The sequence below is a fragment of the Streptomyces sp. NPDC054883 genome, from assembly GCF_053610645.1.
In genome coordinates this window covers 59591-78607 of record NZ_JBSGYT010000030.1, presented here as the reverse complement: position 1 = coordinate 78607, position 19017 = coordinate 59591, and the positions used below count along the sequence as shown (strand labels likewise).

General features: G+C 72.6%; 13 protein-coding genes. 7 read left to right on the top strand and 6 right to left on the bottom strand.

Features of this window, described 5'->3' with window-relative positions; all coding sequences use genetic code 11:
* Positions 1-29: 29 nt before the first annotated feature.
* The 3 genes from ACWGH1_RS22285 to ACWGH1_RS22275 are packed head-to-tail and all read right to left on the bottom strand — an operon-like array spanning position 30 to position 3252.
* On the bottom strand, positions 30-893 hold the full coding sequence (locus ACWGH1_RS22285) for a sugar ABC transporter permease (RefSeq protein ID WP_453356741.1): 864 nt from the start codon (positions 891-893) through the stop codon (positions 30-32).
* A 53-nt stretch (positions 894-946) separates the two neighbouring features.
* On the bottom strand, positions 947-1969 hold the full coding sequence (locus ACWGH1_RS22280) for a carbohydrate ABC transporter permease (protein ID WP_453408946.1): 1023 nt from the start codon (positions 1967-1969) through the stop codon (positions 947-949).
* An 8-nt stretch (positions 1970-1977) separates the two neighbouring features.
* On the bottom strand, positions 1978-3252 hold the full coding sequence (locus ACWGH1_RS22275; protein ID WP_453408945.1) for an extracellular solute-binding protein: 1275 nt from the start codon (positions 3250-3252) through the stop codon (positions 1978-1980).
* A gap of 222 nt (positions 3253-3474) precedes the next feature.
* Between ACWGH1_RS22275 and ACWGH1_RS22270 the strand changes: the two genes are divergently transcribed.
* The 3 genes from ACWGH1_RS22270 (at position 3475) to ACWGH1_RS22260 (ending at position 7121) form a co-directional block, all read left to right on the top strand.
* Positions 3475-5082, top strand: a complete 1608-nt coding sequence (locus ACWGH1_RS22270; protein ID WP_453408944.1) for a glycoside hydrolase family 13 protein — start codon at positions 3475-3477, stop codon at positions 5080-5082.
* Between the two features lie 25 nt (positions 5083-5107).
* On the top strand, positions 5108-6139 hold the full coding sequence (locus ACWGH1_RS22265) for a LacI family DNA-binding transcriptional regulator (protein WP_453354934.1): 1032 nt from the start codon (positions 5108-5110) through the stop codon (positions 6137-6139).
* A 94-nt stretch (positions 6140-6233) separates the two neighbouring features.
* Complete coding sequence (locus ACWGH1_RS22260; protein ID WP_453354935.1) at positions 6234-7121, top strand: phosphatase PAP2 family protein; 888 nt, start codon at positions 6234-6236, stop codon at positions 7119-7121.
* Here the strand turns inward: ACWGH1_RS22260 and ACWGH1_RS22255 are convergent.
* Both ACWGH1_RS22255 and ACWGH1_RS22250 read right to left on the bottom strand, forming a co-directional pair.
* Positions 7118-8707, bottom strand: coding sequence for an amidohydrolase (locus ACWGH1_RS22255; RefSeq protein ID WP_453408943.1), 1590 nt, complete (start codon positions 8705-8707; stop codon positions 7118-7120). The genes ACWGH1_RS22260 and ACWGH1_RS22255 overlap by 4 nt on opposite strands.
* Positions 8629-10221 (bottom strand): APC family permease, encoded by a 1593-nt coding sequence (locus ACWGH1_RS22250; protein ID WP_453354937.1) that lies wholly within the window; start codon positions 10219-10221, stop codon positions 8629-8631. The genes ACWGH1_RS22255 and ACWGH1_RS22250 overlap by 79 nt, the downstream gene beginning before the upstream one ends.
* Before the next feature lie 120 nt (positions 10222-10341).
* Here ACWGH1_RS22250 and ACWGH1_RS22245 point away from each other — a divergent pair, with 120 nt between their 5' ends.
* Positions 10342-10941: a TetR/AcrR family transcriptional regulator gene (locus tag ACWGH1_RS22245; RefSeq protein WP_453354938.1), complete on the top strand. Its 600-nt coding sequence runs from the start codon at positions 10342-10344 to the stop codon at positions 10939-10941.
* A gap of 104 nt (positions 10942-11045) precedes the next feature.
* Here the strand turns inward: ACWGH1_RS22245 and ACWGH1_RS22240 are convergent, their stop codons facing one another.
* Positions 11046-14033 carry a bifunctional [glutamine synthetase] adenylyltransferase/[glutamine synthetase]-adenylyl-L-tyrosine phosphorylase gene (locus tag ACWGH1_RS22240; protein ID WP_453408942.1) on the bottom strand — a complete coding sequence of 996 codons (2988 nt, stop codon included), beginning with the start codon at positions 14031-14033 and terminating at the stop codon, positions 11046-11048.
* Positions 14034-14636: 603 nt separating this feature from the next.
* Between ACWGH1_RS22240 and ACWGH1_RS22235 the strand changes: the two genes are divergently transcribed.
* From ACWGH1_RS22235 to ACWGH1_RS22225, 3 genes are all read left to right on the top strand, one after another.
* Positions 14637-16718, top strand: coding sequence for a PIG-L family deacetylase (locus ACWGH1_RS22235; RefSeq protein ID WP_453408941.1), 2082 nt, complete (start codon positions 14637-14639; stop codon positions 16716-16718).
* A 102-nt stretch (positions 16719-16820) separates the two neighbouring features.
* Positions 16821-17453, top strand: a complete 633-nt coding sequence (locus tag ACWGH1_RS22230) for a TMEM175 family protein (RefSeq protein WP_453408940.1) — start codon at positions 16821-16823, stop codon at positions 17451-17453.
* Positions 17454-17562: 109 nt separating this feature from the next.
* The gene (locus ACWGH1_RS22225; protein ID WP_453356894.1) at positions 17563-18972 is read left to right on the top strand and encodes an alpha/beta hydrolase family protein; all 1410 of its coding nucleotides are present in this window, start codon (positions 17563-17565) and stop codon (positions 18970-18972) included.
* Positions 18973-19017: the final 45 nt, after the last annotated feature.

The window sequence follows — 19017 nt, the reverse complement described above, 5'->3', positions numbered from 1 at the left end:
GGGCCGGAACGGGGAAGCGGGCAGGGTGGTCAGCCCTTGGTCGCGCCCGCTGTCATACCGGCGACGAGGTGACGCTGGGCGAAGAGGAAGAAGAACGCCGCGGGGATGGCGATGAGGACGGAAGCGGCGCTCATCGCTCCCCAGTTGGAGGTGTACTGGGTGACGAAGGTCTGCAGGCCCCCGGCGAGGGTGAGGTGCTCGTCACCGACCATGAACGCGGAGGCGTACGCGACTTCGCCCCAGGCCGTGATGAAGGCGTAGAAGCCGGTGACCGCGAGGCCGGGCTTGGCGAGGGGCAGGATGAGGCGCCAGAAGGTGCCGAAGGGGTTGAGTCCGTCGACGCGGCCGGACTCGTCGATCTCGACCGGGATGGTGTCGAAGAAGCCCTTCATCATCCACGCGCAGAACGGCACGGCGATGGTGAGGTAGGTGATAATCAGGCCGATGGGCTGGTTGAGCAGTCCGAGCTGTCCCATGAGGTTGTACAGCGGGACGATGAGGATGGCCATCGGGAACATCTGCGTGATGAGCAGGGTCCACATCAGCGGCTTCATGCCGGGGAACTTGAACCGGCTGACCGCGTATCCGGTGGTGGCGGCGATGAACACGCCGAGGACCGTGGTGATGCCGGCTACGAGGACGGAGTTGCCGAACCAGGTGAAGAAGGAGGTCGACTCCACCAGGTGGCGGTAGTTGTCGAAAGTGGGTTCCTTCACGAAGTCCGTGGAGATGGCGTACTTCGCGGGCTTGATGGAGGTCAGCAGGACCCACAGCACCGGGAAGACGGCGATCACGGAGGCGACGATCAGGGTGAGGTGCAGTCCGGCGGAGGCGAGCGGGGAGCGCTCGCCCCGCTTGCGTACCGGACCGGAGCGCTCGCCCGGCTTGCGCACGGGACCGGAGCGCTCGCCGCCCTTGCGTACGGGAACGTCGGCCGTCGTCACGGTCACCACACCTCTCCCTGCTTGCGCAGCGAGCGCCGGTAGACCAGCGCGAAGATCATGAGCAGGGCGAGGATCAGCACGCCCCAGGTGGCGGAGCCGGCGAAGTCGCGCGGGCTGGCCACGAAGGCCTCGCGGAAGGCCTGGGTCACGAGGATCTCGGTGGAGTCGCCGGGTCCGCCCCGGGTCAGCAGGAAGATCACCGGGAACATGTTGAAGGTCCAGATGGTGGAGAGCAGGATCACGGTCATGCTCACCGCGCGCAGTCCGGGCAGCGTGATGTGCCGGAACCGCTGCCACGGGGTGGCCCCGTCCATCTCGGCGGCCTCGTACAGCTCGCCGGGGATGGACTGCAGTCCGCCGAGCAGGGCGACCATCATGAAGGGGATGCCGAGCCAGACGTTGACGGCGATGACGGAGACCTTGGCCCAGGTCGGGTCGTCGAGCCAGGGGACCGCGGAGATCCCGCCGCCGTCGAGCAGCTTGTTGAGGATGCCGCTGTCGCGGTTGAAGAGGAACCGCCAGGCGAAGACGGACACGAAGCCGGGGACGGCCCAGGGCAGGATGAGCGCCATGCGGTAGGCGGCCCGGCCGCGGAACTGGCGGTTGAGCATGGTGGCGAGGGCCAGTCCGAGCCCGAAGGTGATCGACACGCACAGGACGGTCCAGGTGACGGTCCACACCAGCCGTTGCAGGAACACCGGGTCGGCGAGGACGTCCGCGTAGTTGTCGAGGCCGACGAACCGGTACGTCGCCTCGATGTGGTTGGCGCCGATGGTGCGGGCGACGTTGCGTTCGTTGGCGTCGGTCAGCGACAGGTAGACGCCCCGGACGAGCGGCCAGCCGATGATCACGCCGAGCACGAGCACCACCGGGGCGACCATGGCCCAGGCGTACCAGTGGGTGGCGAGGGCGCGCCTCGCTCCCCCGCGGTCGTCAGTCCTGCGGCTCCGGCCGCGGACGGCGAGGGCGTCCGTGCCCCCGTCGTCCGCGGCCGTCGCCACCGACTGGCTGGTGTGAGCAGCCATCTTCTCGTCTACTTCCAGCCCTTGAGGATCTTGCGGAACTCGGCGCCGGCCGCCTTCGCCGCGTCCTCGGGGGTCGCCGCGCCGGTGATGGCCTTGGTGTACTCGACCTTGAGGGGCTCGAAGAGCGAGCCGTTCTCGGGGATCCAGGCGCGCTCGACGGCCTTGTCCACGGCGGGCTTGAAGAACTGGACCATCTCGCTGGACTTGACGTCCGGCTGCTCGTAGGCGGCCGTGCGGGTCGGCAGCAGGCTCAGCTCCTTGGCGGACTGGACCTGCACCTCCTGCGAGGTCATGTACTCGACGAAGGCGTGCGAGGCGGCGCGGTTCTTGGAGCCGGCGTAGACGGCGAGGTCGTGGCCGCCCTGCGGGGAGCCGGCCTTCACGGAGCCGGCCGGGACGGGCGCGACGCCGAGGTTGGCCTTGTCCTTGAACTGGTCGCCGGCGTAGGTGTCGGCGACGGCCCACGGACCGTTGATCATCATGGCGGCTTCGCCCGACTTGAAGGCGGTCTGCATGTTGGTCCAGCCGTCGGTGGCGTTGGTGATCGCCGCGCCGGAGGTGACCAGGTCGCGGGCCGTCTTGAAGGCCTTGACGCCCGCCGGGTTGTCGACGGTGACCGTCTTGGTCTTCGCGTCGACCAGGTCGCCGCCCTCGCCGTAGATCAGCGGGAGGAACCAGTAGGAGTCGTCGCCGCGCAGGTACAGGCCGGCCTTGCCGGTCTTCGCCTTGATGGCGGCGGCGGCCGTCTTGACCTCCTCCAGCGTCTTGGGGGGCTCGACGCCGGCGTCGGCGAGCATCTTCTTGTTGTAGAAGAGGCCGAGCGTGTCGATGACCTGGGGAACGGCGTACGTCTTGCCCTCGTACTTGCCGCTGGCCGCGGCCTGCGGCAGGAACTCGGCGTCGACCTTCTTCACCGTGTCGGCGGGGACCTCGTCGAGGTAGCCGAGCGAGGCGAAGTCGGCGACCCAGCCGACGTCGGCGCGGATCACGTCCGGTGCTTCGGAACCACTGCTGAAGGCGTTCTTGACCTTGTTCTGGGCGTCGCCGTACGGCACGTTGACGTACTTGACGGTCACCTTCGGGTGCTTCGCGGTGAACGCCTCGGCGATCTTCTGGAAGCTGGCCTTCTCCGCGTCGTTGGAGGTGTCCCACCACGTCACGGTCCCGGAGAGCTCGCCGCCGGACTGGGTGTCGCCGCTGCTGTCCTTGGTGTCACCGCCGCAAGCCGTCGCCGCGAGTGCCAGGGTCGCGACCAGCGCGGTGGCCGCTATGCCACGCCGCATATGAACTCCTTCGATGATCCCGGCCGCTTCCTCGCGGTCCCGAGTTGCCAGGAACGTAACAAGACTGAAAGCCGACCGAAAGACCTTGCGGCAATTTTCTGCAAGTGCTGGTGATCGTTACATCCGTGTGTCCGTACGGTTGCCGCGGCTTGCTGTTAGTTCGACCCACCTTCGAGTCGTCAGGCCCGCAACCAGGGGCCGGGTGCTCGCGTTGACCCCGATATGACCCATGAGCTGACCGCGTCCCGGCTTGCAAGCGCTTCCAGCGACGGGACCGCGAACGGCGGCTGGTGGCGCGATGCCGTCATCTATCAGGTGTACGTACGGTCCTTCGCCGACAGCGACGGCGACGGCGTGGGCGACCTGCGCGGCGTCCGCGAGCGGCTGCCGCACCTGGCCCGGCTCGGGGTCGACGCCCTCTGGCTGACCCCCTTCTACGTCTCCCCGCAGGCGGACGGCGGCTACGACGTCGCCGACTACCGCGCCGTCGACCCCCTCTTCGGCGACCTCTCCGACGCCGACGACCTCGTACGGGCCGCCCACGACCTCGGGCTGCGGGTCATCGTGGACGTGGTGCCGAACCACACCTCGGACCGGCACCCCTGGTTCCGCGAGGCCCTCGGCGATCCCGCGGCGCGGGCCCGCTACCACTTCCGGCCGGGGCGCGGCCCGGGCGGGGCGCTGCCGCCCAACGACTGGGAGTCCGTCTTCGGCGGCCCGGCCTGGACCCGGGTCGCGGACGGGCAGTGGTACCTGCACCTGTTCGCGCCCGAGCAGCCCGACCTCAACTGGGACCACCCCGAGGTCGCCGAGGAGTTCGCGTCGGTCCTCCGGTTCTGGCTGGACCTCGGCGTGGACGGGTTCCGGGTCGACGTGGCGCACGGGATGGTCAAGGCCGCGGGCCTGCCCGACATCGGGCACGGCGCGCAGGCGACGCTGATCGGCACGCAGCCGCTGCCGTTCTTCGACCAGGACGGCGTGCACGAGATCCACCGCTCGTGGCGGCGGCTGCTCGATTCCTACGAGGGCGCGCGGATCGGGGTCGCCGAGGCGTGGGCGCCGACCTCGGAGCGGCTCGCGCTGTACGTTCGGCCCGACGAACTGCACCAGGCCTTCAACTTCCGCTTCCTGAACTGCCCGTGGGACGCGGTGGCGATGCGGACCGTCATCGACGAGTCCCTGGCCGCCACCGCCTCGGTGGGGGCGCCGACGACGTGGGTGCTGTCGAACCACGACGTCGTACGGCACCGGACCCGCTACGGCAGCCTGGCCCGGGCGCGGGCGGCCGCGCTGCTGATGCTGGCGCTGCCGGGGTCGGCGTACGTGTACCAGGGCGAGGAGCTCGGCCTGCCGGAGGTGGTGGACCTGCCGGACACCGTGCGCCAGGACCCGGCGTTCCACCGCTCCGCCGGGCAGGAGGGGCTGCGCGACGGCTGCCGGATCCCGCTGCCCTGGTCCGGCCAGGAGCCCCCGTACGGCTTCGGCGACGGTGGTACCTGGCTGCCGCAGCCGGCCGACTGGGCGGGGCTGAGCGTCGCCGCCCAGACGGGCGACCCGCACTCCACGCTGGAGCTGTACCGCGCGGCCCTGGAGCTGCGCCGCGCGCTGCCGGGGCTCGGCTCCCCGGACGCGGGCGGGCTGACCTGGCTGCCCGCGCCCGAAGGGGTGCTGCTGTTCACCCGGCCGGGGTTCGCCTGCACCCTCAACAGCCGGTCCGGCGCGCTCGAACTGCCCGCGCCCGGACGGCCCGTACTGTCGAGCGCGCCGGTGGAGACGGACGGGCGCACGGTGCTGCTGCCGCCGGAGTCGTGCACGTGGTGGGCATTGTGACGTGCGACCGGTACAGTCCAATCCCGTGACCGCACGGCTAGCCGACATCGCAGCCCAGGCGGGGGTCAGCGAAGCCACAGTCAGCCGCGTGCTCAACGGCAAGCCCGGTGTGGCCGCGGGCACCCGCGAGTCCGTGCTGGCCGCGCTCGACGTGCTCGGCTACGAGCGGCCGGTACGGCTGCGCCAGCGCAGCGCGGGCCTGGTCGGGCTGATAACCCCCGAGTTGGACAACCCCATCTTCCCGGCGCTCGCCCAGGTGATCGGCCAGGCGCTGACGCGGCAGGGGTACACCCCGGTGCTGGCGACGCAGACGCCCGGCGGGTCCACCGAGGACGAGCTGACGGAGATGCTGGTCGACCGCGGGGTCTCCGGGATCATCTTCGTCTCGGGGCTGCACGCGGACACCACCGCGGACATGGGCCGCTACGACCAACTGCGCGGCCAGGGCGTCCCCTTCGTACTGATCAACGGTTTCTCCGACAAGGTGCGGGCCCCGTTCGTGTCCCCCGACGACCGGGCCGCGATGCAGCTCGCCGTGACGCACCTGAGCGCCCTCGGGCACACCAGGATCGGCCTGGCGGTCGGACCGAAGCGGTTCGTGCCCGTACTGCGCAAGATCGAGGGGTTCCGGCTCGGCATGAAGGAGCGGCTCGGTCTGGGCGGGGCCGAGACGGAGGAGCTGATCCAGCACTCCCTGTATTCGCTGGAGGGCGGGCAGGCCGCGGCCGCCGCGCTGATCTCCCGCGGCTGCACGGCGATCGTCTGCGCCAGCGACATGATGGCGCTCGGGGCGATCCGGGCGGCGCGGCAGCAGGGGCTGCGGGTGCCGCAGGACGTGTCGGTGGTCGGGTTCGACGACTCCCCGCTCATAGCGTTCACCGATCCGCCGCTGACCACCATCCGGCAGCCGGTGCAGGCCATGGGGCAGGCAGCGGTCCGCACGCTGCTGGAGGAGATCGGCGGTACGCCGGCCCCGCACAGCGAATTCGTGTTCCTGCCGGAGCTGGTGGTGCGCGGATCGACCGCTTCCGGTCCCGGGCAGCGGCGGGTCTCGTAGGGGTCCGGCGTACTCCCCAGGGCTGAGCGGCTGCGCCCAAGACCGTCCCGAGGGATGATCGTGGGCAGGAAGCCATCTGGCAGACTCTTTCCCCATGGGTGAATCGAGCGTGAAGACACTGGAAACCCGGACGGACGTCTCGTCACCCCCCGTGACCGAGCAGGAGACCCGCCCGGGCTACCAGGGCACTCTCCTCGCCCGCCTGCGGGTGCCGCGCCGCCCGAGGATCTGGTTCGAGGTCCTGCTCATCGCGATCAGCTACTGGACCTACTCGCTGATCCGCAACGCGGTGCCGGAGCAGAAGACGGCGGCGCTGGCGAACGCCGACTGGATCTGGCGCACCGAGCACGCGCTGGGCATCGCCGTGGAGCACAGCGTCAACCACGCCGTCAACTCGGTGACGTGGCTGATCGTGGGCATGAACTACTACTACGCCACGCTCCACTTCATCGTGACGATCGGCGTGCTGGTCTGGATCTACCGCTTCCATCCCGGGCGTTACGCGGCCACCCGGTTCGTGCTGTTCGCGACGACGGGCGTGGCCCTGCTCGGGTACTACTTCTACCCGCTGGCGCCGCCCCGGCTGATGAACGGGCAGCACTTCGTCGACACGGTGCTCGTGCACCACACCTGGGGCTCGATGGCCTCGGGGAACCTCAAGCACATGTCGAACCAGTACGCTGCGATGCCGTCCATGCACATAGGGTGGTCGCTGTGGTGCGGGCTGACGGTCTTCGCGGTCGCGTCCGCGCCCTGGGCCCGCTTCCTGGGCCTGCTGTACCCGGCGGCGACCCTGGTGGTCATCGTCGCCACCGCGAACCACTTCTGGCTGGACGCCGCTGGCGGCATGCTCTGCCTGGCCTTCGGGTACACGGTCTCGGGCCTCTGGTACGGCTCCCTCCCGCACCGCCTGCCGCGCCGCCCCCGGGCCACGGACCCGCACCCGGTGACGGCCGCGCTGCTCGACCGGGTCCGGCGCTAGGAGCTCTCCCCTTCCCGGTAAGTGATCCGGCCGCCCGACATCGTGAGCCGGACCGGGGCCGCTGCCAGCTCGTCCGGCGGGCACCGCACCGGGTCGAGTGCGAAGGCCGTCAGGTCCGCCCGGTAACCGGCGGCGATCCTGCCCCCCACCCGCTGTTCCCCGGCCGCCAGCGCGGCGTGCGAGGTCATGCCCTCCAGGGCCATCAGCCCCGTCAGCCCCGGGCCGGCCGCGGCCGCGCCGAGCGGGCTCCGGGCGGTGGCCAGGACCTGGCGGGCGTCGTGGTGGGCGATGGGCCAGTCCGAGCCGAGTGCGAGGACGGCGCCGGCGTCGCGCAGGTCGCGGCAGCGCCAGGCCCGGCGGGCCCGGTCGTCGCCGAGGCGCCTGGACCACTCGTCGGTGTGGTCGGCGCGGGTGTACGCGGTGTGCGGGGGCTGCATCGACGCGATCACCCCGAGCTGCGCGAACCGCTCCAGCTGGTCGTCGGGAACGGTCTCGATGTGCTCGATCCGGTGCCGCGTCCGGGCCTGCGGGCCCAGGGCGGCCACGGTGTCGAGGACGTGCCGGACCGCCGCGTCGCCGATGGCGTGGGTCGCGGTGCGCACGCCGGCCGTGTCCAGGATCCGTACGGCGCGGGAGTAGGCCTCGGGGTCGGGCCAGAAGGCGTCCGTGCTCCGGCCGTGGCAGTCGGCGTGCTCCAGCCACGCCGTGCCGCCCTCGACGGTGCCGTCCATGAAGAACTTGACGCCTCCCACCCGCCAGTGGCGGCCGGACCTGTGCTGGAGCGCGATCAGCGCGGCGAGGTCCGCCCCGGTGGCGCCGGGCATGCACCAGGGGGCCAGGGTCAGCCTGAGCGGCAGGTCCGCCGCCTCCTCCACGGCGGCCAGCAGGCCGGGGACGTCGTCCCCGAGGTCCATGACGTGGGCTCCGGTGAGGCCGGTGGCCGCCATGTCGGCGAGCAGGGCCAGCAGGCGGGCCCGGCGCTCGGCGGTGGAGGGTTTGGGTACCAGGGCGGCCACCAGCTCCATCGCCGCGTGCTCGACGAGGTGGCCGGTGGGACGGCCGGTCCGGTCGCAGACGATCTCGGAGCGCTGGGCGAACGGGCGCGGCCCGGTGATCCCGGCGGCGTGCAGGGCCGCGCCGCTGGCGAGGGCGGAGTGGCCGTCGTAGAGGCGCAGGAAGGCGGGGGCGCCGGCCAGGGCGTCCTCGATCAGCTCCCGGTCGACGGGCTGCCCGGCGAACGCGTTGTGGTCGAGGCCGTGACCGGTGACCCAGCCGCCGGGACCCCGCTCGGCGGCGCGCAGGGCGGCGCGGAGCCCGTCGGGGTCCCGGACGGCGGAAAGGTCGGTTCCGGTGGCCATCTCGACTCCCCAGACGGGGTGGCTGTGGGCATCGGTGAGGCCGGGGGTGAGGGTGGCACCGCCGAGGTCGACGACTTCGGTGCCCGGGCCGAGCCAGTCGCGTACGTCGGCCTCCTCGCCGACCGCGAGGACCTCGCCCGCCCGGACGGCTACCGCGCGGGCTTCGGGGCGGCCGGGGTCGAGGGTGCGGACGCGGACTCCGGTGAGGACGGTGTCGGCAGCGGGCACGGGACATCTCCTTGGTGGGGTACTCGGGCGGTTCCGGACGCGGTCGCGCAGGCCGCTCCGGACGGCTCCGCGGCTTCCGGCGGTTCCTGGGCGAACCGCGCGTACACCTCGGGGCGTTGAGTCTCGAGCCGGCGGGCGAGGCCGAGGCCGCCGAGGAAGACGGCGGGGACGAGGGAGACGAGGACGGTGTCGACGGTGGTGGAGGCCATGGTGAACAGGCCGACCTTGGAGACGACCAGGACGATCGCGACGGCCAGCAGCACGGCCGCGGCGACCGGTGCGACGACGGTCCGCCAGCGGCCCTCGGTGTGCGTGACGCGGCGGAAGTAGACGGGTACGGCCAGCGCGGCGAGCAGCATCAGCGCCATCAGGCCGATCATTCCGGGGGTGTTCACCCAGAGCAGCAGTTGCTGGTACGGGTCCGCGCCGGCCAGGGCGAACCCGAGGACGATGACGGCTCCGAGGACGGTCTGGGCGGCGCCGGCCCGGTACGGGGAGCCGTGGCGGGGATGGATCCGCCCGAGGGCGGCGGGCAGGACGCCTTCCTCGGCGAGGGCGAGCCCGTAGCGGTTGATGGCGTTGTGGAAGGCGAGCAGGGAGGCGAAGACGCTGGTGACGATGAACAGGTGCATCAGGTCGGCCGCCCAGGGGCCGACGTAGGCGGTGATGGCGGTGAAGAACAGGCCGCCGGGGTCCTCGCCCGCGGCGGCGACGACCTCCTCGGCGCCGAACGCCTGGATGACCGTCCAGACGACGAACGCGTAGAAGAGGCCGAGGAAGGCGACGGCGATGTAGGTGGCGCGCGGGATGGTCCGGTCGGGGTCGCGGGCCTCGCGGCGGTAGATGACGGTCGACTCGAAGCCGGTGAAGGCGGCGAAGGCGAAGGCGAGAACGGCGGCGGTGCCGGGGACGAGGACGGCTCCGGGGGCGAAGGACCCGGCCGAGAGTCCGTGGGCGCCGCCCTTGAGGAGGACACCGGCGGCCAGGAGGACGAGTATCCCGGTCTCGGCGACGAGGAGGACGCCCAGCACCTTGGCGCCGAAGTCGATGGAGCGGAAGCCGCCGTACCAGACGAGGCCGAGGCCGAGGAGGGAGACGGGCAGCCAGGGCACGTCCAGGCCCCACAGGGCGTGCGCGGTGTCGGCGGTGGTGCTGCCGAGCAGGCCGTAGACGCCGATCTCCATGCCGTTGTAGCCGACCAGGGCGAGGAGGGCGGCGCCGATGCCGACGCGCTTGCCGAGGCCCCGGGTGATGTACGCGTAGAAGGCGCCGGCGCTGCGGACGTGGCGGCTCATGGTGGTGAAGCCGACGGCGAAGACGGCGAGGGTGAGGCCGGCGAGGAGGTACCCGGCGGGGGCGCCGATGCCGCCGAGGAGGATCGCGACGGGGGCGACGCCGGCCATGACGGTGAGCGGTGCGGCGGCGGAGACGACGAAGAAGGAAATGTCGGCGGTCCCGAGCGTGCCCCGGCGGAGGGCGGGTCCGGCTGCTGGTGGCGCTGGCGTTTCGGGCATGCGGAGGCACCCTTCTGCGAACGGCAGGCGGCGGGGAGACGAAAACCTAAAGGCTTTCGGTTCGCGGCAATGTAGCCTCCGGTTTTGGCGTACGGGAAGAGCTCACGGCGGGAGAAACCGATGGCACGGCCGCGCACCCCCCTGCTCGACCGGGAGCGGATTGCCACTGCCGCCCTCCAATTGGTCGCGCAGCAGGGCGAGTTCAGCGTTCCGCAGGTCGCCCGGGCGCTCGGGGTGCAGACCGGTTCGCTGTATCACCACGTGGACGGCCGGGCCGGGGTGGTGGAGTTGATACGCGAGCTGGTGTGCGAGCGGATCACCGACGACGCCCTGGCCCTGGAGCCCTGGGACCGGGCCCTGGAGGAGTGGGCCCGCTCCTACCGGTCGGCCTTCGCCGCCTACCCCCGGGCCATCCCGCTGCTGATGACCACACCGGTGCGGGCCCCGAGGGTGCTCGCGCACTACGAGCGCGCGGTCGGGCTGCTGCTGGCGGCCGGGTTCCGTACGCAGCGGGTGATGCCGCTGCTGACCGGCCTGGAGAACCTGGTCCTGGGCTCGGCGCTGGACCTGGCCGCGCCGGAGGCCATGTGGGAGCCGTCGGCGCGGACCCCGCTGCTGGCCCGCGCCCTGTCCGCGGTCGGCCCCGCCCGCGCGGACGCCGCCTTCGACCTGGCCCTGACGGCCTACCTCGGCCACGCGCGCGGCCTGTTGCAGGGCTGACGCCCCGCGCGGTGCACGGTGCCGGCCCGGGTGGGGCCGGGCGGTGTCCGCGCCGGGCCGGCCGGCACGTGGGCGATCTCCGGCCCGGTCCGGCCCGGGGCGCGCTACCCGCCGTAGAACAGTTCGTCCACGACCGCCCGGGCCCGGCGCGTGGTGCGGCGGTAGTCGTCGAGCAGCTCGCCGACCGTGCCCTCCGCGTAGCCGAGGTAACGGCCCACGGCGGCCAGTTCGCGGGCCTCCGAGGGGAAGGTGTCCCCGGCGCGGCCGCGCACCAGCATGACGGCGTTGCGGACCCGGGTGGCCAGCACCCAGGCCTCGTCGAGGATCTGCGCCTCGTCGGCCGGGATGAGGCCCGCCGCGTGCGCCGCGGCCAGGGCCTCGCGGGTCCGGGTCGTACGCAGGCCCGGCTCGTACCAGGCGTGGCGCATCTGCATCAACTGGACCGTCCACTCGACGTCGCTGAGCCCGCCGCGGCCGAGCTTCGTGTGCAGGGTGGGGTCGGCGCCGCGCGGCATCCGTTCCGTCTCCATGCGGGCCTTGAGCCGGCGGATCTCCCGGACCGCGTTCTCGCCGAGGCCCTCCGCCGGGTAGCGCAGCGGGTCGATCAGGTCGATGAACCGGGCGCCCAGTTCGGGGTCGCCCGCGACCGGTTCGGCGCGCAGCAGGGCCTGGCTCTCCCAGGTCAGGGACCAGCGGCGGTAGTAGGCGGCGTAGGAGGCCAGGGTGCGCACCAGCGGGCCGGACCGCCCCTCGGGCCGCAGGTCGGCGTCGATGAGCAGCGGCGGGTCGGCGGTGGGCAGCTGGAGCAGTCTGCGCATCTCGGCGATCACGGCCTGCGCGGCCTTCGCGGCCTCCTGCTCGTCCACGCCCTCGCGGGGTTCGTGGACGAACAGCACGTCGGCGTCGGAGCCGTAGCCGAGCTCGTGGCCGCCGAAGCGGCCGACGCCGATGACCGCGAACCGGGTCGGCAGGGTGTCGCCCCAGTGGGCCTGCACCGCGGCGCGCAGGGCTCCGCTGACGGTCGCGGCGGTGAGGTCGGAGACGGCCCGGCCGACCCGGTCGACCAGCGCTCCGGGGTCGGTTTCGGCGGGGCTGTCCTCCGTACCGTAGGAGGCGATGATGTCCGCGGCGGCGGTACGGAACAGCTCCCGGCGGCGGACCCCGCGGGCCGCGGCGACGGCGGTCTCGGGGTCTTCGGCGCGTCCGACCGCGGCCAGTACCTCTTGTCCGAGCGCCTCCTGGGTACGGGGCTGGAGGCCTTCCGGGTCGCCCAGCAGCGCGACCGCCTCGGGGGCGCGCATCAGCAGGTCGGGGGCCAGGCGCCCGGCGGACAGCACGCGGGCGAGGTTCTCGGCGGCGGCGCCCTCGTCGCGCAGCAGCCGCAGGTACCAGGGGGTGCGGCCGAGGGCGTCGGAGACCTTGCGGAAGTTGAGGAGTCCGGCGTCGGGGTCGGCGGAGTCCGCGAACCAGCCGAGCATCACGGGCAGCAGGGTGCGCTGGATGGCGGCCTTGCGGCTGACGCCGGAGGCGAGGGCTTCGAGGTGGCGCAGGGCGCTGGCCGGGTCGGCGTAGCCGAGGGCTTCCAGTCGCTGGCCCGCGGCACGCGGGGAGAGCCGGGTCTCGCCGGGGGTGAGCTGGGCGACGGCGTCGAGCAGCGGCCGGTAGAACAGCTTCTCGTGCAGGCGGCGGACGACGGAGGCGTGCCGGCGCCAGGCCTTGTTGAGTTCGGCGACGGGCTCGGTGCGCAGGCCCATGGACCGGCCGAGGCGCCGCAGGTCGTTCTCGTCCTCGGGGACGAGGTGGGTGCGGCGCAGCCGGTAGAGCTGGATGCGGTGCTCCATGGCGCGCAGGAAGCGGTACGCGTCGTGCAGCTGGGCGGCGTCGGCGCGGCCCACGTAGCCGCCGGCCGCCAGGGCGTGCAGGGCGTCGAGGGTGGTGCCGGAGTGGAGGGTGGCGTCGCTGCGGCCGTGCACGAGCTGGAGCAGCTGGACGGCGAACTCGACGTCGCGCAGGCCGCCGGGGCCGAGTTTGAGCTCGCGGTCGACCTGGGCGGCGGGGATGTTGTCCACGACGCGGCGGCGCATCTTCTGGACGTCGGCGACGAAGTTCTCGCGTTCGGCGGCCTGCCACACGAGCGGAGTTATGGCCTCGATGTACTCGGCGCCGAGTTCGGGGTCACCGGCGACGGCGCGCGCCTTGAGCAGGGCCTGGAACTCCCAGGTCTTCGCCCAGCGCTGGTAGTAGGCGAGGTGCGAGGCGAGGGTGCGCACCAGCGGGCCGTTGCGGCCTTCGGGGCGCAGGTTGGCGTCGACGGGCCAGATGGTTCCCTCGACGGTGGTCTCCGAGCAGATCCGCATGAGGTGGGAGGCGAGGCGGGTGGCGGCCTGGACGGCCTGGCCCTCGTCGGTGCCCTTGGCCGCGTCGCCGACGAAGATGACGTCGACGTCGGAGACGTAGTTGAGTTCGTTGCCGCCGCACTTGCCCATGGCGATGACGGCGAGGCGGCAGCGGGCCGCGTCCTCGGGCGCGGCGGCGCTCGCGATGCGCAGGGCCGCGCGCAGGGTGGCGGTGGCGAGGTCGGCGAGTTCCGCGGCGGTCTCGGCGAGGTCGATGGTGCCGCAGACGTCGCGGGCGGCGATGGAGAGCAGGCAGCGGCGGTAGGCGATGCGCAGGGTGACGGGGTCGTGGGCGTCGGCGAGGCCGCGTTCGAAGTCGGCGAGACCGGGGTGGAGGTCGGCGGCCTCGTAGGTGACGAGGGCGTGCCAGTCGCGGGGGTGGCGGGCGAGGTGGTCGGCGAGGGCCTCGGAGGCGCCGAGTACGCCGAGCAGCCGGTCGCGCAGCGGTTTGGCGCTGAGCAGGGTGTCCAGGAGTACGGGCAGTTCCTCGGGCTGCTGCGCCTCGGCGAGCCGTACCAGGCCGAGGAGGGCCAGGTCGGGGTCGGCAGTGGCGCCGAGCGCGTCGAGGAGCACGGGGTCGGTCCGTACGGAGGCCAGCACTGGGCCCTCCAGCAGCCGGGCGGCGGCTGACGGGTCGGTGAACCCGCTCCGCAGCAGCCGGATGAAGGTGCTGCTCCTGCGTCCCGGGACTGTCATCCCGCCGCCTCCCGCGTGCGTCGCTGCCGGGGGTGCGCCCGGCCGGCCTGGGCCGAGCCTAGCCGGAGCGGGCGGGCGGCTCACCGGGGCGCCGGGGGCCGGTGGACGGCGGGCGAGTGGGGCGCGGATTCCGGGGAGGTTCCTCCGAGGGGCGGGCGGAAGGGCTGGCGGAAGGGCCGGCGGACCCGCGCTCGCCGCGGGCCGGGCGGGCCGACGTGAACAACCTCACAGGCCTCGACGGCGGGCACGTCGGCAGGGCCGCGCCGGCGCGGGTCGCGAGGGCGGCCGTTGCCGCGTTTGCACCGGTCACCGTGGTGGGCGGCGCTCCGGCAGGCCCCTGAAAACTACCCAAAACGCCCAATATGCCCATTCAAGACTCAACATCTCATAGCGGGACGTAATTTGGCCCGCGGTACGGGACAAGCGCGTCCGGATGGCGGGCAATTGCCGCGATCGGATCCGCGCAAGGCACAATCACATCCGGTCGTTTTTCGGAAAGCACGAGTCATCGGCGACATCGATGAACCAAGTCGCCCGGATTGACCTCTCTTTGAGTGACCGCTTAGCGGTTCTTCCCGCCCGGAACGACCCCAAGGCGTGACCATGCCCATGACCCGCCGCCGCCTCATGCTGGCCGCCGCCCTGCTGCCCGTCCTGACGGTCGGCACCACCGGCGTACTCGCCATCGCCTCGGGCGAGCAGACGTCGGCCGAGGCCAGCCAGGAGCAGCACCCCGCCGCGCCCGTCATACCCGCGAGCACCACGGCGGGATCGGTGGTCCAGATCGTGGCGCACCCGGACGACGACCTCTTCTTCATGAACCCGGACCTCAGCCGGACCCTGACCGCCGGCATCCCGGTCACCACCGTCTACCTCACCTCCGGCGAGGCCGACGGCCGCAACGAGGCGGCGGGCGGCGCCGCCAAGGACCCGCAGCAGCCCGCCGACCGCGCGCACTACGCGGAGGCCCGGCAGAACGGCATCCGCTGCGCGTACGCGCAGATGGCGACCGGGGACCGCACGAGCGCCTGGCAGCGCACGGTCATACCCACCGTCGGCGGCGGCCACGCCGAAGTCGACGTCCTCCTCGCCCACCCGCAGATCAACCTGGTCTGGCTCCAGCTGCGCGAGGCCCGCAGCACGACGGCGGAGACCCCCGAGAGCCTGCGCGGCCTGTGGAACGGCGAGATACCCGCCCTGGAGGCCCAGCTGGCCTCGGGCACTCCGGTCAAGGAGCCGTTCACGTACACCAAGGACCAGGTGGTCCAGGTCATATCCGGGGTCCTGACGAAGTACCGTCCGACGACGATACGGATGCAGGACCCGACCCCCGGCCTGGAGAAACTGACCGGCAAGTACACCGACCACCAGGACCACATGTACGGCGCCCGCTTCGTGCAGGCCGGTTACGCCGCGTACGCCCGCCAGATCAGCGACCGCCCCCACTTCACGGTCCAGAACTACCTGGGCTACCACACCGGCAGCCTGCCGCACGCGCTGGACCCGCAGACGGCCGAGACGAAGATCGGCTACCTGAAGACCTACGCCTGGATGGACCACGAGAACTACTGCGACAGCGTCGCCGGCTGCGGCGACCGGAAGGTGGCCGGCAGTCCCACCGGCCGCAACTGGGCCCAGTCGCTGCGCTACGCACGCGCCGACAACACCTCCTGGATGACCGAGGGCGCCCTCGGCCGGCTGTATGCCTTCGCGGTACTGGACGGCCGGCTGGCCGTCTGGACCCGGGAGGCCGGCGGCGCCTGGACCGGCCCGGCCCTGCTGCCCGGCGAGGGCATCGACCCGGGTGTCTTCGCCACCCGCCTCCCGGACGGCCGGGTCACGGTCGTCGCGACCCGCACCGCCGTCGGCGTGCAGGGCAGGGACTACCGCCGCGACGTGGTCACCCTCACCCAGACCGTGGCCGGCGGCCCGTTCGGCGCCTGGCAGTCGCTCGGCACGCCCGAGGCGGCGGACGAGCCCGGCACCTCGGCGATCAGCGCCCCCGCGGCGGTGGTCGGCGCGGACGGCCGGCTGACGGTGTACCTGCGCGACTCCCACCGCACCCTGCGCGCGGCCGTCCAGCAGCCCTCGGGCGGCTTCGGCGACTGGCAGCACCTGGGCGGCGCGGACCTGCAGAGCGACCCGGTCGTGGCGGTGGACGCCGCCGGCCGCCGCCACCTCTACGCGACCACCAGCACCTCCGTCCTCGCCTGGACCCAGGCCGCCCCGGACGCCGCCCTCCAGGGGCCCTTCCAGACGAACCTCCCCGCCACCACGGTCCCCCTCACGGCCGCCCCCGAGGGCGCGGGCGTACGGCTCTACTTCCGCCGCCCCGACTCGGGCGTGGTCCGCAGCGCCCTGGTCCTGGCCGGCCCGGGCAGGCCGGAGGTGTCCGGCATCACCGAGGCCGGCGGCCGGGCCGGCTACGGCGCGGTCGGCGTCGCGGGCCGCCTGGTGACGGGCCGCGCCGACACCGGAACCGTCAGCACCACCTCGGTCGGCGGCCCGCCCGCCTGGGCGGAGTCCGGCATGCTCTACACCGGCGCCCCGTCCGCCACCCTCGACCGCACCGGCGCCACGACGACGGCGGTCCTCGGCCTCGACGGCGCCCTCCACACCACGACCACCCCGCCCACCGGCACCCCCCGCCCCACCTGGCACCCGGCGGTCTTCCCCCGCGCCTGACGCCCGCCCGGAGCCGCCGGGCCGGTCCGGCGGGGGCCGTCGGACTTCACGTAACGCGCGGATATCGCGACGTTCCGCGACATCCGACCCTATGGTGGCGCGGTGAACGGTTACCGGGGAGCGCAGGACGAGGAGGGGAGCGCGGCCCGGGTCCTCGCGCTGTCGGACGGCGTCTTCGCCATCGCGATGACGCTGCTGGCACTGGACGTCACGCTGCCCGCCGGGCTGGACCCGGCCGGCTTCGCGGACGCGCTGGGGGAGGTGGTGCCCAACCTGTGGGCGTACGCCCTCAGCTTCGTGGTCATCGCGGCGTTCTGGCGGGGCCACCACCAGGTCTTCCAGTACGTGCGGGAAGTGGACGGGACGGTCGTCAAGCTCGGGCTGCTGAACCTGGGGCTCATCGCCCTGATGCCCTTCCCCACGACCCTGCTGGCCGAGTACGGGGACCAGCCGCAGTCGGTGGCCGTCTACTCCGGCGCCGCCGCGGCCATCGGGGCGGCACAGCTCTTGCTGACGGTCGTGCTGTGGAAGCGCCCGTGGCTGAGCAGAACGGCGATGCCCGATTCCGTGGCGCGCAACGACGTGCTCGATCTGGCGTCGATGGTGCTGGTCTTCGCCGTCGCGGTGCCGCTCGCCTTCGTCTCCCCGACGGGCGCCCAGCTGTGGTGGGCGGTACTGGTCCCGGTGAAGGTGGTGCTGGGCCGGCGGGGCAAGCGCCTGCGCACGGCCGCCTAGGGGGGTGTCCGCGGCGGCCGAGGCATCCCGACGGTGTGCGGCGCCATTCGGGGGAAAGCGGGTGTCGCGCGCCGGGAGGCCGCGGGTGCGGCTCCTACGTTCGGCTGCCATGACGTACGAACCGGGTCGCGCCGCCGGCCCCACCCGTCGCACCGCGCTCGCCGGGCTCGTCGGCGGGGCCGGTGCCGTGCTGGCCGCCGGATGCACCCCGTCGGGTGCCCCGCCCGCGAACGCCCCCGCACCCGGTCCCTCGGAGTCGGCCTCCGCCGCGGCGGGCGGACCCACGCCCGGGGTGATGACCCTCTTCAAGGACCCCGCCTTCAACTTCAGCGCCCTCCTGGCACTCGGCGGGTCCGGTTTCGGCGCCGCCGAGGTGGGCGAGGTACTCACCGCCGTGAACGCGATCAACAAGGCCGGCCTCTCCGCCCAGACGTACACCGAGACCTTCGGGAAACTCGGCGGTCAACTCGTGGCGCCGCCCCCGGGCGGCAAGCCCGACCGGCAGACCACGCGGTTCCGGGCCCTGCGCGCCGCGCAGTACTACGGCCAGGCGCTGTTCTTCGTCCTCGGCTCCGGCGATCCGGGCAGCGAGCAGCGGCTGTACGAGTCCGGGCGCGGCGCCTGGGACGAGTTCTGCGGGCTGTGCGACCCGGCTCCGGTGACGGCGAAGGTCCCGTACGGGAAGACACCGCTGCCGGTGTGGTTCTTCCGGCCGGACACCTCGGGCGAGCCGCGCCCCACCGTGATCCTCACGAACGGCAGCGACGGGCAGGACGTCGACATGTGGACCTACGGCGTCTCGGCCGCTCTGGCGCGCGGCTGGAACGCCCTGGTGTACGACGGGCCGGGCCAGGGGCAGCTGCTCTTCGTCGACCGGGTGGTCTTCACACCGCGCTGGGAGGGGGTCGTGACACCGCTCGTCGACTGGCTCGTGGCCCGCCCGGACGTGGACCCGGACAAGATCGCCCTGACCGGACTGAGCATGGGCGGGAACCTGGCGCCCCGGGCGGCGGCCTTCGAGAACAGGATCGCCGCTCTGGTGGCGATGCCCGGCTGCCTGTCGCCGTGGCTGGGCTTTCCTGCCGAGCTCCGGAAGATCGTGACGCCGGACAAGGAGGCGACCAACACCGTCTGGAACAAGGAGGTCGTCCCCGCGCTGCCCCCGGACGCGGCCGCGACGATCAAGAAGCGCGTCGAGCCCTTCTCCGTGCCGGCGATGCTCGACGCCCGGAAGGGCAAGATGTTCGCCGACTTCTGGACTCCCGCGAAACTCATCGAGTCGATGGACATCACGAACGTCGTCGGCCGCATCAAGATGCCCACACTGGTCCTGGACTACGACTACGAGCAGTTCTATCCCGGCCAGCCGCGGCGGATGTTCGACAAGCTGACGGGTCCCAAGGACTACGTGAAACTCACTGCGGCCACCGGCGCACAGCTGCACTGCTCCCCGATGGCCCCGCAGCAGCACTGCGACGTCGTCTTCGACTGGCTGCAGGAGAAGCTGCCCGGCAGCTGACCCCGGACGGCGACGGGCCGGTGGTCGGTGACCACCGGCCCGTCG